Source organism: Pseudomonas sp. PDM02 (assembly GCF_014852285.1).
Classification (GTDB): Bacteria; Pseudomonadota; Gammaproteobacteria; order Pseudomonadales; family Pseudomonadaceae; genus Aquipseudomonas; species Aquipseudomonas migulae.
Genome location: NZ_JACVBL010000001.1, coordinates 539805 through 554081, shown reverse-complemented (window position 1 = coordinate 554081; position 14277 = coordinate 539805). Strand labels below are relative to the sequence as shown.

Here is a 14277-nt window from a genome sequence, read left to right as displayed (position 1 = left end):
CAATTTGCCCGTGGATGGCTCTCTAAATCCAACTTCCGGAAGTTGATGAGCAAGCCATGCGGTGCCAATGCAAGATTCTAGAAAAAAGAACAATTAATTTTTAATCACAAATGCTTATACATCTATTCGAGTCCAGGTCGAGAGCCAGACAGCAAGATCGAAAAGCCGCTGAATCGAAAGGTTCAGCGGCTTTTTTGTGGGCGTTGGAAAAGATGAACTCTGACCTGTAGGAGCCGGCTTGCCGGCGATGAGGGCCTTGAAGAATGCATCGTTCTCAAGGCCGCCATCGCCGGCAAGCCGGCTCCTACAGTACGGGGTCATGTCATGTAAAAAGGCGCCCCTGGGGGCGCCTTTTTCATTCAGACATGTTCACTGCTTTTGACATGCACCGCCTTCGGCTCGCCATGCCCATGATCCGTCTCTATCACCGGGATTTCCTTCCCGTCGCAGTCATGCAACTTGCCTTCGCTGAAGTAATCCCCTTCGCGCAACGCGGCCAGATCCTGATAGCGCAGGACTCGCTCAGTACCGGCAGCAAACACCGACTGCTGATCCGAGTTGCCGGCAGTGAGGTGGTTGAAGGCCAGGTTCAGCACGATGGCCATGATTGCCGAGGAGCTGATGCCCGAGTGGAAGATCGTGGCGAACCAGCTTGGGAAGTGGTCGTAAAAGTTCGGCGCGGCAATGGGGATCATGCCGAAACCGATGGACGTGGCGACGATGATCAGATTGACGTTGTTGCGGTAGTCGACCTTGGACAGCGTGCGAATTCCGCTGGCCGCCACGGTGCCGAACAGCACGATCCCGGCGCCGCCGAGCACGGAGGTCGGCACCGCTGCGATGACCCGCCCCATGAAGGGCAGCAGGCCGAGGATCACCAGAAACAAGCCGCCGGTGGCCACCACGAAACGGCTCTTGATCCCGGTCACCGCCACCAGCCCGACGTTCTGGGCGAACGCACTTTGGGTGAAAGAACCGAAGATCGGCGCGATCATGCTCGACAGCATGTCGGCGCGCAGACCGTTGCCCAGGCGCTTGGAGTCGACTTTGGTGTCGATGATTTCACCAACCGCGAGGATGTCCGCCGAGGTTTCGACCAGCGTCACCATGACCACGATGCACATCGACAGGATCGCAGCGAAGTGGAAGGTCGGCATGCCGAAGTGGAATGGCGTAGGGAAGCCGAACATCGGGCCCTGGGTGACGGACGAGAAGTCCGCCATGCCGAGGAATACCGCGATGAGCGTGCCGATGACCATGGCCAGCAGAATCGACAACCGGGAGATGGTCGCGCTGCCGATCTTGCTCAGCAACAACACCAGCACCAGCGTTACCGCCGCCAGGCCAATGTTCGCCATGCTGCCGAAATCCGGCGCATGGCTGTTGCCACCCATGGCCCAGCGCGCGGCCACCGGCATCAGCGTCAGGCCGATGGTGGTGATCACGATGCCCGTCACCAGCGGCGGGAAGAACTTGGTGATTCGCGAGAACACCGGCGTGATCAGTAAACCGATCAACGACGCGGCAATCACCGCCCCCAGAATCGACTGAAACCCGCCCTCCCCGCCACTGCTGACAATCGCCACCATCGTCGCGACGCCCGAGAAGGACACGCCCTGCACCAGCGGCAACTGACAACCGAAAAACGGTAAACCGAGGGTCTGCAGCAATGTTGCCAAGCCCCCCGCAAACAATGAAGCAGCAATCAACAAACCGATGTCCGCCGGCGAGAGCCCGGCCGCCTGGCCGATGATCAAAGGCACCGCGACAATGCCGCCGTACATGGTCAGAACGTGTTGCAGGCCGTAAGCCATATTCGCGCCGACACCGAGGTTTTCGTCCTCAGGCCGTTGGTGTGAAACATGGGGCGTTTTCATGGTTGGGGGGTTCCCTGGTTTTTGTTATGCGCACACTGTATGCAAGACTCAGGACAAATGTCTATAGAGTTGTATACAACTCATCAGTCAGATTATGGACATGTGTCCATGCAGTCCTTTCCCTGCGCTGTTTCCCCCTCCAAAAAAACATTTGAAATACATCCTTCCTGCGCCTTCTTCCCCGCCCGCTAGTCTTTGGCATTCCAAGCGACCGCCGGCACGGACGCCTCTCGCTTATACATATAAAGTATGCATAATGAAGTCATTCGAGATTCAGTTTCACAAGGCAAAGAACGCAGCTAACAAATTAAAGCACCAAGGGATCAGCCTCGCGGAGACCGAGGCCGTGTTTTATGACGAGAGAGCCCTCTCGCTGGAGGACAACCATCACGATGAACAGCGGTGGATCATCATGGGGCTGGATGCCAAAGGTCGATTGTTGGTCGTTGCGTACACCTGGCGCGAGCCGAATTTCGTTCGAATCATTTCCGCGCGCGTCGCTACCAAAAATGAACGGCGCCGATATCTGGAGGCTTGAACCATGAAAGACGAATACGATTTCAGCAACGCCAAACGCGGAGCGGTTGCCTCGAGCAAAGGCAAAACCCGCATTACCATCATGCTCGACGATGTCGTGTTAGACGCGGCGCGCCTCGCTGCCGAGAGCGAAGGTTTCGGTTATCAGACGGTAATCAACAACACCTTGCGCAAGGCCTTGCTCGACGATGGAAGCAAGAGCGCAGCGACCATCCCGAACACCGCTGTTGTAAATGCCGGACATTTCAAAGAAGGGATAACGGCCGCTGAGCTAAAAAGCCTGGAGAAAAAACTATCGGAGGTGCTCAGTGAAATTCATCGCGTGATGAAGCCTTGAGCTACGCCGCCACGATCAACCGCGCAAGCACTTGTTTGAGCGTTGCATGCTCCGGCACCCGAATCCCGAACTCGCGCCCCAGCAATCCGACCAGCTCATCCACATCCGTCACCTGCAGGCGTTCGCTCTCGCCGCCCATCCGGTGAATCGCAAAACTGCCATTGTTGAGCGTGCGCCGCCAGCCTTCTCCCGTTCGCGCCACCATCAGTTGCCTGGCAAAAGACGATTCGGGGTGGGTCGAGACGTACCAGTTGCCGACGGCGAAATCGATGTCTTCCTGCCGTTGCAGGTCGAAGATGTACATCGCCCGCCACTCACCCGCAACGTTGGCGCGCAAGGTGTAGCCATCGGCATGTTGCTCGATGCGATAGGGTTCGTGGGGCGTGCGCTGTTCGGCATGGGTATCGAGCAGCAGCGGTGCCGTAGGCACCATGCCGCCGAAGCCGACATCGGTGATGTAGCGCACGTCATCCAGGATGACCAGGCTCAAACGGTGTGTCCGCGCCGTCCACGCGCCTTCGGGTTGGCCCATGACCACTCGGCCGGAGATACCACGAGCGTTGAAGCCCAGCGCCTGAAGCAGCGCCAGAAACAGATTGTTGAGTTCGTAGCAGTAACCACCACGACCATCGTGCAGGACTTTTTGCTCGATGGACGGCAGATCGATGAGCACTGGCTCGCCTGACAGCGTGGTGAGGTTTTCAAACGGGAATGCGCCGGTGTGACGCAGTTGCAGTTGACGCAGGGTGTCCAGGGTCGGCGCCGGTGGCGCATCGAAGCCCAGGCGTTGCAGGTACAACGCAAGATTGCTCAGGCGTGGCTCGCTCATTGCTCGATCCTTATGCAGTGGCCGCAGGTCTCTGCGCCGATGGCCGCCATGTATAAGGGATAAAACGGTACGACCGACAATTGATTTCGCCAATCGCCACACGACCGAAAAATCAACCGAGAAAACCGACATCATGGAAACACCGCTGGAAGGCAACAGAATCTGCCTGCGCCCACTGCAATACGCCGATGCCAATGCGCTGGTACACGCCGCCGAAGATGGCGAACTGTGGAACCTGACTGTCACCGTCGTGCCCTCCCCGACCACGGTGCACAGCTACCTGAAAAAAGCCCTCGACGGCCGGGATGCAGGCACTGTTCTGCCTTACGTCATCGTGCTCAAGGACACCGGCGAGGTCATCGGCTCGACGCGCTTCTGGAAAATCGACCGGCTCAATCGCAAGCTCGAAATCGGCAGCAGCTGGATCTCGGCCCGCTGGCAAAAAACCTTCGTCAACACCGAAGCCAAATACCTGATGCTGCGGTACGCCTTCGACGTGCTGGACTGCGTGCGGGTGCAGTTCACCACCGACGAGAACAATCAGAAGTCGCGCAACGCAATCCTCAGGCTCGGCGCGCAACAGGAAGGCATCGTGCGTCACGAACGGATCATGCCGGACGGACGCAAGCGCAACTCGGTGCGGTTCAGCATCATCGATGATGAATGGCCGATGGTGCGTCAGCGGCTCGAACAAAAACTTGCCGATTACAGCCTTCGCTAATCCGCACAGACCGCTCGCGCCTGAGTCGCCTCAACGATCCGAGCGCATCAACTCCTCGATCCCGCCGTCGATGGACAGCACCGCCGAACGGTTTCGCCCTGAATGCTTGGCCTGATACAAGGCGGCGTCCGCACGCCCGATGAACACTTCGGTGCTGTCCAGCCGCGTGGGCACAAACGAATAGCAGCCAAGGCTGACCGTGACGAAACCGTTGGGCGAACCGCTGTGGCTGATGTTTTTGGCCATGACGGCGCGACGGATATGCTCTGCAATGACCATCGCACCGTGAATATCGGTATCCGGCAGCAACACTGCGAACTCCTCACCACCGTACCGCACCGCCAGATCGGCTTTTCGATGGCAGCAACTCTTCACCGCCCGTGCCACTTGCGCCAGGCAATGGTCCCCCGCCACGTGGCCATAAGCGTCGTTGTAGCGCTTGAAGTAATCGATATCGAGCATGATCAGGCTCAATGAACTCGACTGACGGATGCCACGGCCGAACTCGATGTCCAGCGCCTGCTCGAACAGTCGGCGATTGGCCAGGCCGGTCAGGCTGTCGTGGGTCGCGATGAGCTTCAGCGCCTCCTTGGCCTTGCGCAGATCCGCCTCGACCTGCTCGCCGAGGCGAACCTGGCGCACGAACACCCAGCCGAACAAGCCAATGCCCAGCACGACAAGGGCAACAATGACGCTGGATCGAAACGCGGTGTCGTACCAACCCTTGAGAATCGAATCCCTGGACGATGCCGCCGACACCACCAGCGGATAGGCGTCGAGCTGTCGGTAGCCATACAACCGCACGGTGCCGTCGACCACCGAACGGAACGTTGCATTGCCGGAGGGCGCGTTGGGCAGCAACGTCTGAAAGATCTCGCCATTGGCCAACGACGAGCCAATCTGCGCTTCGACAAACGGCCGGCGCGCCAGCAACGTCCCGTCGGTCAGCCCCAAAAACATCGAGCCATTGTCATCAAGACTGAAGCTTTTGAAGAACTGGTCGAAGTAGGACATCTTGATGCCGGCCAGCAACACGCCCTGGAAATGGCCGTTTTTATCGTTGATGCGCTTGGAGACCGGAATGATCCACTCGCCATTCTCACGACTGCGAATGGCCGGTCCGATGTGCGCCACGGACGATACGTTCTGCTGGTGATACATAAAGTATTCGCGGTCCGCCACGCCTCGACCACGCGGCAGATCCGCAAAAGAGGTCACGATCCACTGGCCCTTCTGGTCAAACAGCAAGATCCCGTGCAATTGATTCAGCGCCTGCACCCGCTGGGCGAATGTTTTCTGAAGACGTGGGCGCTGCGGCGGACCGTAGCCGTCAGCCTGAATCCAGTCAACCAGACTGGTCAACACCAGGTCGGCTTTCATGAAGGTGTCTTCGGCCTGCTGCGCCATGGCTCGCGTCAGGTTCGATGACGCCACTTCGGCCACGGCCAGATCGTGCCGGCGCGATTGCTCCAGTTGCAGGTAAAGCAAACCGCACAGGCACAGGCACACCACAGCAATGAACAGCATCGCTGCCTTGCGCAGCGGTAACCGTTTCAAAGCAACGCCAGTGGCGATGTGCGGGTCGTTTTGGAGATTAGGCAAAGCTCATCCTGCAAGGGTAAGGCATGGGCGAAGGCCCAAAACCCTTATATTTTGCGAGCTTAGTCTACGCCATAGTGAGGGGCAATCGTCCTTTGGACAGTCTGCGCATCGCACTGTGCAAATGCGCCCGCGCGCTTTCGGCATCCCCCAGGCGCATTTGTTCGTAGGCGCGCCGGGCAATCGGCTCGGGCACAGGCTTGAGATCGCGCTGGGTCGCCATCGCCATCAGTTGCACCTGGGCGGCACGTTCGAGGTAATACAGATCGTCCCACGCCTCGGCAATGGTCGGTCCGGCAACAATCACACCGTGGTTTTTCAGAAACAGAATGTCGGCATTGCCCATGACACTGGCGATCCGGTCGCCTTCGGATTCATCGAGGGCCAGGCCGTTGTAGTCCTCGTCCACCGCCGTGCGACCATAAAATTTCAGAGCCGTCTGCCCCAGCCACAACAGCGGTGGGCCTTGCAGCAAACATAACGCCGTGGCGTGAGGCATGTGCGTATGGAACGCCACTTTCACCCTTGGCAGCTGTTGGTGCAGGCGGGCGTGAATGTAAAACGCGGTCGCTTCAGGCTGCCCTTCGCCGGCCACGACATTGCCGTGAAAGTCGCAGACCAGAAGATTTTCAGCGCTGACTTCTTCGAAGGCATAACCGTAGGGGTTCACAAAAAACAGATCATCCCGGCCCGGCACCATCGCGGAAAAGTGGTTGCAGATCCCCTCCTCCAGACCGTGCAGTGCCGCGAGCTGGAAGCACGCTGCCAGCTCCGTGCGCGCGGTGATGGCCGCCTGCGAATCCAGATTCAGCTCGGTGTAACGGGTGGGACGGGAACCGCCTGCAAGGGTGTGTGCCATGGCAATGACTCCGGGTTTACCAGCCAAGGGATTTGAACAAGGGCACGACTTGATCCAGCGTGTTTACTGTCACATCGGGCTGGTAGTCCGGCAGCAATTGCCGACCGGTGCCGCGATCGACCCACACGCAGCGAAAGTGCATGTCCCGCGCGGCGGTGTGGTCCAGCGTCGGGCTGGCGCAGATGTGCACCACTTGATCACGTGTCACGCCCAGCTGCTCGTGAGCGTAGTCGAACAGTCGCGGATCCGGCTTGTAAGCACCGGCCTGCTGCGCCGTGATGACCCGATCGATGTGCCCGCCCAGTTGCGCAACGTTGCCGGCGATGATGTCGTCATCGGTGTTGGACACAATGCACAGCTTGAAGCCCATCGCCTTGAGCCGGGCGAGCGTCTCGATCACTTCCGGAAACGGCGGCATCCGCGGGATCGCCGCGGCCAGGCGCAGACTGTCTTCGGGGGCACTCACCAACGCCAGTTCTTCCAGGGCGAGATGCAATCCGCTAGTGCTCAACTCGCGGAACGAGCGATGCGGCGGCATCTGTTCCAGCCGGTGCTCATGCCGGTCGTACACCTCGATCAGACGATCGACATCAACGCTGTGATCCCCCTTGTCGCGCAAGATGTCCGCCACCACGGCTTTCAAGCCCTCATCCCACTGAATCAACGTGCCGTAGCAATCGAAGGTCAGCCACTCGGGGCGCGGGGTGATTGTGAGTGTCATGTTCGTTTCCTCTGAAGGGTGATCTTCAGGTTAAGAGCGATCAGTGATAGTGTGAAATTAAATTAATAACGATCTGTCAGTGACAAATCGAATATCAAGAGGCCGCCATGCTCGATCTCGAATTGCTCAAGACCTTCGTTTGCGTGGCGGACGAAGGCAGCTTCACCCGCGCCGCCGAACGCGTGCACCGGACCCAATCCACCGTAAGCCAACAGGTGCGCAAACTCGAAGAACTGGTCGGGCATGCGCTGCTGTTGCGTGACCGAACCGGGCAGAACATCAGCGTGACCGAGCATGGCGAGATGCTGATTCACTACGCTCGGCGCTTGCTGGCCCTGTCCTCGGAGGCGGTGGAAGCCTTGGCCAGCGACCTCGACCTGGAAATCCTGCGCATCGGCGTACCGGAAGATTTCGATGCCCGGCGCATGGCCGTGATCCTTGCCGGCTTCAACCGGGCCAGGCCTGAAGCGCGCCTGGAAACCGTCAGCGGCATGAGCACCGATCTCAAGCAAAAACTCGCGGCGGGCACCCTCGATATTGCCTTGGTCAAACGCGAACCGGACAGCGGCCCCTGCTGGGCGGCGTGGCCGGAAACGCTGGTATGGGTCAAGGGTGCGGGGGTCGACTCGGCCAACGGGGTATTGCCCTTGGCCCTGTTCCCACAGGGCTGCATTTATCGGCAACGGGCGATCCGTCTGCTGGATGTGGCGCAGCGGCCCTGGCGCGTTGCGTTTGGCAGCCACAGCCTGACGGGTATTCAGGCGGCGGTGGCCTCCGGGCTGGGCGTGTCGGTGCTGCCCGCTTCGGCGGTGTTGCCCGAGCACCACGTGTGCAGCGATCTGCCCGAACTGCCGCCGACCGAATTGGCGCTGATCAGCCGGGAAGGCGCGTTGACTGGATTGCAACGTGCCTTGGTGGCGTTTTTGCAGGAAGAGCTGGGCAAGGCATGAGCCTGAAAAATGGGCGCACAATAAACGCCCATTCGTGCGCGAAACCCGGCCTCAAGGCGTAAGTTTCAAGTGGGCATTAACTCTGCCGCTCTTCGGATCGACAAACCAGTACTCGTTATTGGCCGTCTTCAACTGGCCGCATTCGGTTGGGTAATCTTTCGGCTCAATACACACAACTCCATCTTTCAACGTCCATTTTTCCTTCTCCGGTTTGTTCGGTGCCATTTCGAAGATTTCTACTCCATTCGAGGCGAAACTCATTGAGTAAGGGTGGCTACCTTCCCTGGTGGTGCCATAGAACTTCTTGCCCACCAATGTGCTGGTGATTTGCTGATCATCCAGCGTCACCGCGGACGCAGGCACCGGTGGTGGTTCGTAATGGCTGCTGGTTACGCAGCCTGCCAGGCAGACCAACAGGATGGACGCGCCGAACTTTAATGAAGTCATGCCACACCTTCCTTGCAAGCACCGGAGGAATTTCCGATACCTCAAAGCTTAGGTGACGCCGGTTGAAGCCCGCGCAAAAAAACGGGTGCCTCAAGAGCACCCACATACATGAAGCACAGACAATCCTTAGAGCATCCTGTCGACTTCATCCAACGTCACCCGGGGAATAAGTTCGCCAGGAATCCTTGAAGAACCGGACAAGTTGTAAACCTGAAAATCATCATTCACGACGTACTTCGACAGGATCTTGAACGAGGGCAGAATTCTCGTAAAAAAATGCTGATCGAGCATGCACGGTGACGCGTCGGCATCATCTTCTTCATAAAAACGCCGCACTGACTGATTCAAGTCGACACCCACCAGAAACACCTTGTTAAAACCTGCGTGGTAGGCAATTTGCAGCGCCAGATAGGCCACCGTGCGCGCATCAAAAAAGCCGCGTTTGAGGTTCTTGCTGAACCCCAGGGTTCTGTTGCGACCGTTTCCAAGCCTGCGACTTCTGATGAGTTCCTTATCACCCCTGAAGACCAGGTCACTCCAGGAAAGTTTGGGCGCCTTGGTCAGCAGGTACAGGTCCCCTTCGGGCATGACGGCCGAACGCCGGATGTGCTCTTCCCACACGGCAACCCGCTCACTGAGGTGCATCCCCGCCGCCAGCAATTCGGGCTGTTCCCGGTAAAAGGCAATGTCGGTGCAGGCATAAAAGAACGGCTTGATATCGGTACCGATGAACTTCGAGATGGCCCCGTTCATGGTGATCATCGGAATGTCTGCGTAGTTCTCCAGCGGAAAATCCTTGGCGGTTGCTCCCGAGGCAATGATGAACACCGGTCCTTTTTGAATGTTGCGGCACTCATCGAGGTCATGCACACGAGGCAAACCTGCAATGGGTACCGTGTTTTCTGGCACAACATCCATCTTCACTGTCCCTGTTCCTTTGGGTCTTTTTCATTGTGGTAGTTTTCAACCATGGCGCAAACCGCGTCGCTGCAGCCGCTGCGGACTGGCCTCGCCGAATGAACAGGAGCCGACCTCTGCAACTGCAGCTCCCTGCTATTCGCCAGTGCTTTTTTGCCCGGCCGCCAGCGCAGGCAGTCCTGCCTGCTGCCATTGCGGAGCAGGCAGTTCCGAACGCAGATTCAATCCCCGCAGAACCGCAGAGTCGTACCCGTAGACATCGGGCTTGAACATCACGCGACCATCATTACTCAGGTCCACCGTCCAGTAAGCCAACAGCACTGGCACCTTGACGGGAAGCCGGATGTTTTCGGTCTTGCCGTTGGCCAACTGCGCCTGGATCCCGGCGCTGTTCCAATGCACCGGATCGTTGAACAACAGCTCCACCAACTGCAGCGGGTTCTCGACCCGGATGCAGCCTGAACTGGTGGCGCGGCGAGATTGAGCAAACAACTCGCGATGCGGCGTGTCGTGCAGATAAATCGCGTATTCATTGGGAAACCGGATCACGACCTGGCCCAGCGAGTTGTCCGGCCCGGCATCCTGTCGCAGCGTAACGCCGCGCGGGTTGGACCAATCGACCGTCGATGGGTCGAGCAAGTTCCCTTCACGGTCAATGGGCTTGATTCGGTTGGCGGCAAGGTAGCCGGGATTTTTCTGAATCTTGGGCAGCATGTCCTTGACCAGAATGGTCGGGGGCACGGTCCAGGTAGGGTTGAACGTGACGTAAGTAATCTCTGACTGGAACACCGGCGTACTGCGAAATGGTTTGCCGACTTGCACACGAGAACGCCAGATCGGCTTGCCGTCGCGGTAGAGCGCAACTTTGTAACCAGCTATGTCAACGATGACAAAAGTGCCCTGAAGTTTGTACAGCAACCAACGCGCACGCTCCATGTTCACCCGAACCTGGTCGATCCGCGCCTCAACCGACACATTCAACGCCGCGAGCGTCGCCGCCCCGGCGACACCGTCCGCGCCCAGGTATTGTTCGGCTTGATACTTTTTGACCGCCGCGGTGACGACAGCGTCGTAGTCACTACGTGGTTTCAACTGTGGGGCCAGATAACCACCCGCCGCCAAACGGGCTCGCAGCTGCGCGACCGCAGGTTCGTCCATACCGGGCTTGAGCGACTTGTCTTCGGCAACCTTCGGCCAGCCACCCGCATCCCGGACCTTGCGCAGTTGCGCCAAACCCATGCGCAAGCTGCCATAAACCGCTTCTTGCGGTGGCGCTTGAGCGAATGCCCGGGCGACGTCATGGCTGTCGAGGGCGGCGAAGAAGGTGTTCACGTCTTCACGCGGATCGACGCCGACCGGGTCGAAATTCCAATGCATGTCCAGGCGCGAAGGGTCGACTTTGCCGCGCCGCAATTGCAGGAGCGCGGCGATGAATGTGCGCGTGGCGACGACATCGAAACTCGCCCGCTGTGCCGGGGTTTGCATCGACGCTCGTGCCTTGGCCAATTCATCAATATGAAAATCTGCCGGCTCCAGACCATCCACTTGCGTGTTGCCCAGGCTTTTCAGCAACTGGGTGACATCACTGTCTTGTGTCCACGCTGCGCGATAGCTGCGATGCATATAGAAATCCATGACAACACGGTTGACGTCTACCCGTTGATGCCTGGGGGATGTGAGCAGCGGCGGAAACGCCGAAGCCAACGGCGCCAGCATGCCTTGAATGGCCTGACCGACGATGTCATCCGCTGCAGCCTCATTGGCGCTGATAGGTGGAGATGACTGCTCAATCGGCGAAGTTTGCGCAATCGCTGCACCGCTGATCAGAAAGCCCATAAAAAATACACGGCTTATGACGAATAACCTTGTTAACTGCCCCATGGATAATCCTTAATCTCCCGCATTCACCGGCTAGCCGCGCTCTCGCTGCTAGACTCGAAACAATCATGATGAGACACGCATATGGCGCTAGACCGCTTCGGCTTCCTAATTACGGCCCTGCTGCTGAGTTCAACGTCAGTCACGGCAGCCTACGCCGACTCACTTGAAGCCGCTTTAGTCAAAGCCGCTCCAAACGCTAACGCCAAGGTGATTGCACTGGCCGTCCGTGCCTCTCAATGCAGCTTGGCCCAAGGTGCCGCACCTGTCCAAAGACTTGCCGTCATCGATTACTCCCTGCCCTCCACCGAACAACGCCTTTGGGTGTTTGACCTTAAACAGCGCAAATTACTGTTTCACGAATTGGTTGCCCACGGTCGCAACAGCGGCGAGAACATGGCGGTCAAGTTTTCCAATCAAAACGAAAGCTTCGCCACCAGCCTGGGCTTGTATCGCACGCAGTCAAGTTATGTCGGGCAGAACGGTTATTCGTTGCGCATGGAAGGACTCGAACCGGGCTTCAACGACAACGCCTTCGACCGGGCGATCGTCATTCATGGCGCGCCTTATGTCAGCCCGGTGCTTGCGCGGGCGAACGGGCGGATTGGCCGCAGCCTCGGTTGCCCGGCGGTACGGCCGGCGATTGCGCACAAGCTGATTGACTCGATGAAAGACGGGCAACTGTTGTTTTCGTACTACCCGGATCAGCGCTGGCTGAAAAAGTCTTCGTATATCAATTGCGGTAGCAGGACGGTGGCGTCGACCGCCAAGCCTTCCACCAACCGTTGAACACCACGTTGAAACTGTCAAAACTGTAATCCCCGCCTCAGTCTGCTGAAAGGCATCGCCCGTTAGCCTCGTCGTCAAGTTGTCTCCCAACTGACGGACCGGGAATAAAAACGGCATGCACTCCAACACTTCAAGACGCACCTTCGTAAAGGGGCTGGCCGCGGGCGGATTGCTCGGCGGCCTCGGGTTATGGCGCACGCCTGTGTGGGCGCTCACCCGCGCTGGCGAACCGCAGATGCTCACGGGCAGCGATTTCGAGCTGTTCATCGGCGAAACCCCGGTCAACATCACCGGCAATCCGCGCACCGCGATGACCATCAACGGCGGCATTCCCGGCCCGCTGCTGCGCTGGCGTGAAGGCGACACGGTCACGCTGCGGGTGAAGAACCGGCTCAAGGAAACCACCTCCATTCACTGGCACGGCATTTTGCTGCCGGCCAACATGGACGGCGTGCCGGGCCTGAGTTTTCACGGCATCGAACCGGGCGGCGTGTACGTCTATCAATTTCAGGTCCGGCAGAACGGCACTTACTGGTATCACAGCCACTCGGGCCTTCAGGAGCAGTCCGGCGTTTACGGCCCGCTGGTGATCGACGCCAAGGAGCCGGAGCCCTTTGAGTACGACCGCGATCACGTGGTGATGCTGACCGACTGGACCGACGAAGATGCGGCCAGCCTGATGAACACCCTGAAAAAACAATCCGACTACTACAACTACAACAAGCGCACCGTGGGCGATTTCATCGACGACGTCAGCAAAAACGGTTGGGCCGCCACGGTCGCCGATCGAAAGATGTGGGCCGAAATGAAGATGAATCCCACAGACCTCGCCGACGTCAGCGGCGCCACTTACACCTATTTAATGAACGGCCAGGCGCCGGACTCGAACTGGACGGGCGTGTTTCGGCCAGGTGAAAAACTGCGACTGCGGTTTATCAACGGTTCGGCCATGACCTACTTCGACGTGCGCATTCCAGGGCTGAAAATGACGGTGGTCGCAGCGGACGGGCTGCATGTCAAACCGGTGAGCGTCGATGAATTCCGCATCGCGGTGGCGGAGACGTTTGATGTGATTGTCGAGCCGACACAGGACGCTTACACCGTGTTCGCCCAGTCGATGGATCGCACCGGTTATGCGCGCGGCACGCTGGCGGTGAAGGCGGGTTTGCCCGCGCCTGTGCCTGCACTCGATCCGCGACCGTTGGTGACCATGGATGACATGGGCATGGGCGGGATGGATCACGGCAGCATGGCCGGCATGGACCACAGCGCGATGGGTGGCATGCAAGCGCATCCCGCGACGGAGAACGACAACCCGCTGGTGGACATGCAAGCCATGAGCACCTCGCCGAAACTCGACGATCCTGGCCTTGGCTTGCGCAACAACGGCCGCCGCGTTCTGACCTATTCCGACCTGCGCAGCACCTTCGAAGACCCGGACGGCCGCGACCCGGGCCGCACCCTCGAACTGCACCTCACCGGCCACATGGAAAAGTTCGCGTGGTCGTTCAACGGCGTGAAATTCTCCGATGCCGAACCGCTGCGCCTCAAGTACGGCGAGCGCGTGCGCATCGTGCTGGTCAACGACACGATGATGACCCATCCCATCCACCTGCACGGCATGTGGAGCGACCTCGAAGACGAAAACGGCGAGTTCATGGTGCGCAAACACACCATCGACATGCCTCCCGGCTCCCGACGCAGCTATCGGGTGACCGCCGACGCACTCGGCCGCTGGGCCTATCACTGCCACCTCCTGTACCACATGGAAATGGGCATGTTCCGTGAAGTTCGCGTGGAAGAATGAGGCGCTAC

General features: G+C 58.8%; 14 protein-coding genes. 6 read left to right on the top strand and 8 right to left on the bottom strand.

Going from position 1 to position 14277, the window contains the following annotated elements:
* Nucleotides 1-359: 359 nt before the first annotated feature.
* On the bottom strand, nt 360-1877 hold the full coding sequence (locus IB245_RS02445) for a nucleobase:cation symporter-2 family protein (protein ID WP_192226334.1): 1518 nt from the start codon (nt 1875-1877) through the stop codon (nt 360-362).
* Between the two features lie 256 nt (nt 1878-2133).
* On the opposite strand from IB245_RS02445, the gene IB245_RS02440 reads away from it, so the two are divergent.
* Both IB245_RS02440 and IB245_RS02435 read left to right on the top strand, forming a co-directional pair.
* The gene (locus tag IB245_RS02440) at nt 2134-2415 is read left to right on the top strand and encodes a BrnT family toxin (RefSeq protein WP_008037659.1); all 282 of its coding nucleotides are present in this window, start codon (nt 2134-2136) and stop codon (nt 2413-2415) included.
* Between the two features lie 3 nt (nt 2416-2418).
* A complete protein-coding gene (locus IB245_RS02435; protein ID WP_008037660.1) occupies nt 2419-2751 on the top strand; it encodes a BrnA antitoxin family protein in 333 nt (110 codons plus the stop codon).
* A gap of 1 nt (nt 2752) precedes the next feature.
* Here the strand turns inward: IB245_RS02435 and IB245_RS02430 are convergent, their stop codons facing one another.
* A complete protein-coding gene (locus tag IB245_RS02430; RefSeq protein ID WP_192226332.1) occupies nt 2753-3580 on the bottom strand; it encodes an arylamine N-acetyltransferase family protein in 828 nt (275 codons plus the stop codon).
* 133 nt (nt 3581-3713) lie between these two features.
* On the opposite strand from IB245_RS02430, the gene IB245_RS02425 reads away from it, so the two are divergent.
* Nucleotides 3714-4301 (top strand): GNAT family N-acetyltransferase, encoded by a 588-nt coding sequence (locus IB245_RS02425; RefSeq protein ID WP_192226331.1) that lies wholly within the window; start codon nt 3714-3716, stop codon nt 4299-4301.
* A gap of 30 nt (nt 4302-4331) precedes the next feature.
* On the opposite strand, the gene IB245_RS02420 is transcribed toward IB245_RS02425, so the two are convergent.
* From IB245_RS02420 to IB245_RS02410, 3 genes are all read right to left on the bottom strand, one after another.
* The gene (locus IB245_RS02420; RefSeq protein WP_008037663.1) at nt 4332-5903 is read right to left on the bottom strand and encodes a GGDEF domain-containing protein; all 1572 of its coding nucleotides are present in this window, start codon (nt 5901-5903) and stop codon (nt 4332-4334) included.
* 64 nt (nt 5904-5967) lie between these two features.
* Nucleotides 5968-6759, bottom strand: a complete 792-nt coding sequence (locus IB245_RS02415; protein WP_192226329.1) for an aldolase — start codon at nt 6757-6759, stop codon at nt 5968-5970.
* A 16-nt stretch (nt 6760-6775) separates the two neighbouring features.
* Nucleotides 6776-7480 carry a haloacid dehalogenase type II gene (locus IB245_RS02410; RefSeq protein ID WP_192226327.1) on the bottom strand — a complete coding sequence of 235 codons (705 nt, stop codon included), beginning with the start codon at nt 7478-7480 and terminating at the stop codon, nt 6776-6778.
* A gap of 107 nt (nt 7481-7587) precedes the next feature.
* Here IB245_RS02410 and IB245_RS02405 point away from each other — a divergent pair, with 107 nt between their 5' ends.
* Nucleotides 7588-8430, top strand: coding sequence for a LysR substrate-binding domain-containing protein (locus IB245_RS02405; RefSeq protein WP_192226325.1), 843 nt, complete (start codon nt 7588-7590; stop codon nt 8428-8430).
* A 51-nt stretch (nt 8431-8481) separates the two neighbouring features.
* Here the strand turns inward: IB245_RS02405 and IB245_RS02400 are convergent, their stop codons facing one another.
* The 3 genes from IB245_RS02400 to IB245_RS02390 all read right to left on the bottom strand — a co-directional run bounded on the left by IB245_RS02400 (nt 8482) and on the right by IB245_RS02390 (nt 11676).
* Complete coding sequence (locus tag IB245_RS02400; protein WP_008037667.1) at nt 8482-8877, bottom strand: hypothetical protein; 396 nt, start codon at nt 8875-8877, stop codon at nt 8482-8484.
* Between the two features lie 126 nt (nt 8878-9003).
* Nucleotides 9004-9795 carry a lipopolysaccharide biosynthesis protein gene (locus IB245_RS02395; protein ID WP_192226581.1) on the bottom strand — a complete coding sequence of 264 codons (792 nt, stop codon included), beginning with the start codon at nt 9793-9795 and terminating at the stop codon, nt 9004-9006.
* A 135-nt stretch (nt 9796-9930) separates the two neighbouring features.
* On the bottom strand, nt 9931-11676 hold the full coding sequence (locus IB245_RS02390; protein WP_192226323.1) for a L,D-transpeptidase family protein: 1746 nt from the start codon (nt 11674-11676) through the stop codon (nt 9931-9933).
* Between the two features lie 81 nt (nt 11677-11757).
* On the opposite strand from IB245_RS02390, the gene IB245_RS02385 reads away from it, so the two are divergent.
* Together IB245_RS02385 and IB245_RS02380 are read left to right on the top strand one after the other, a co-directional pair.
* Nucleotides 11758-12462: a murein L,D-transpeptidase catalytic domain family protein gene (locus IB245_RS02385; protein ID WP_008037670.1), complete on the top strand. Its 705-nt coding sequence runs from the start codon at nt 11758-11760 to the stop codon at nt 12460-12462.
* Between the two features lie 115 nt (nt 12463-12577).
* Entirely contained in the window at nt 12578-14269 is a 1692-nt protein-coding gene (locus tag IB245_RS02380) for a copper resistance system multicopper oxidase (RefSeq protein ID WP_192226320.1), read from the top strand.
* Nucleotides 14270-14277 lie beyond the last annotated feature (8 nt).

Excerpts from the sequence above, each read along its gene's own strand:
- IB245_RS02415 (WP_192226329.1), bottom strand. The coding sequence starts at position 6,759 with ATGGCACACACCCTTGCAGGCGGTTCCCGTCCCACCCGTTACACCGAG.
- IB245_RS02430 (WP_192226332.1), bottom strand. The coding sequence starts at position 3,580 with ATGAGCGAGCCACGCCTGAGCAATCTTGCGTTGTACCTGCAACGCCTG.
- IB245_RS02440 (WP_008037659.1), top strand. The coding sequence starts at position 2,134 with ATGAAGTCATTCGAGATTCAGTTTCACAAGGCAAAGAACGCAGCTAAC.
- IB245_RS02425 (WP_192226331.1), top strand. The coding sequence starts at position 3,714 with ATGGAAACACCGCTGGAAGGCAACAGAATCTGCCTGCGCCCACTGCAA.
- IB245_RS02435 (WP_008037660.1), top strand. The coding sequence starts at position 2,419 with ATGAAAGACGAATACGATTTCAGCAACGCCAAACGCGGAGCGGTTGCC.
- IB245_RS02385 (WP_008037670.1), top strand. The coding sequence starts at position 11,758 with ATGGCGCTAGACCGCTTCGGCTTCCTAATTACGGCCCTGCTGCTGAGT.
- IB245_RS02400 (WP_008037667.1), bottom strand. The coding sequence starts at position 8,877 with ATGACTTCATTAAAGTTCGGCGCGTCCATCCTGTTGGTCTGCCTGGCA.
- IB245_RS02410 (WP_192226327.1), bottom strand. The coding sequence starts at position 7,480 with ATGACACTCACAATCACCCCGCGCCCCGAGTGGCTGACCTTCGATTGC.
- IB245_RS02390 (WP_192226323.1), bottom strand. The coding sequence starts at position 11,676 with ATGGGGCAGTTAACAAGGTTATTCGTCATAAGCCGTGTATTTTTTATG.
- IB245_RS02395 (WP_192226581.1), bottom strand. The coding sequence starts at position 9,795 with ATGGATGTTGTGCCAGAAAACACGGTACCCATTGCAGGTTTGCCTCGT.
- IB245_RS02445 (WP_192226334.1), bottom strand. The coding sequence starts at position 1,877 with ATGAAAACGCCCCATGTTTCACACCAACGGCCTGAGGACGAAAACCTC.
- IB245_RS02405 (WP_192226325.1), top strand. The coding sequence starts at position 7,588 with ATGCTCGATCTCGAATTGCTCAAGACCTTCGTTTGCGTGGCGGACGAA.
- IB245_RS02380 (WP_192226320.1), top strand. The coding sequence starts at position 12,578 with ATGCACTCCAACACTTCAAGACGCACCTTCGTAAAGGGGCTGGCCGCG.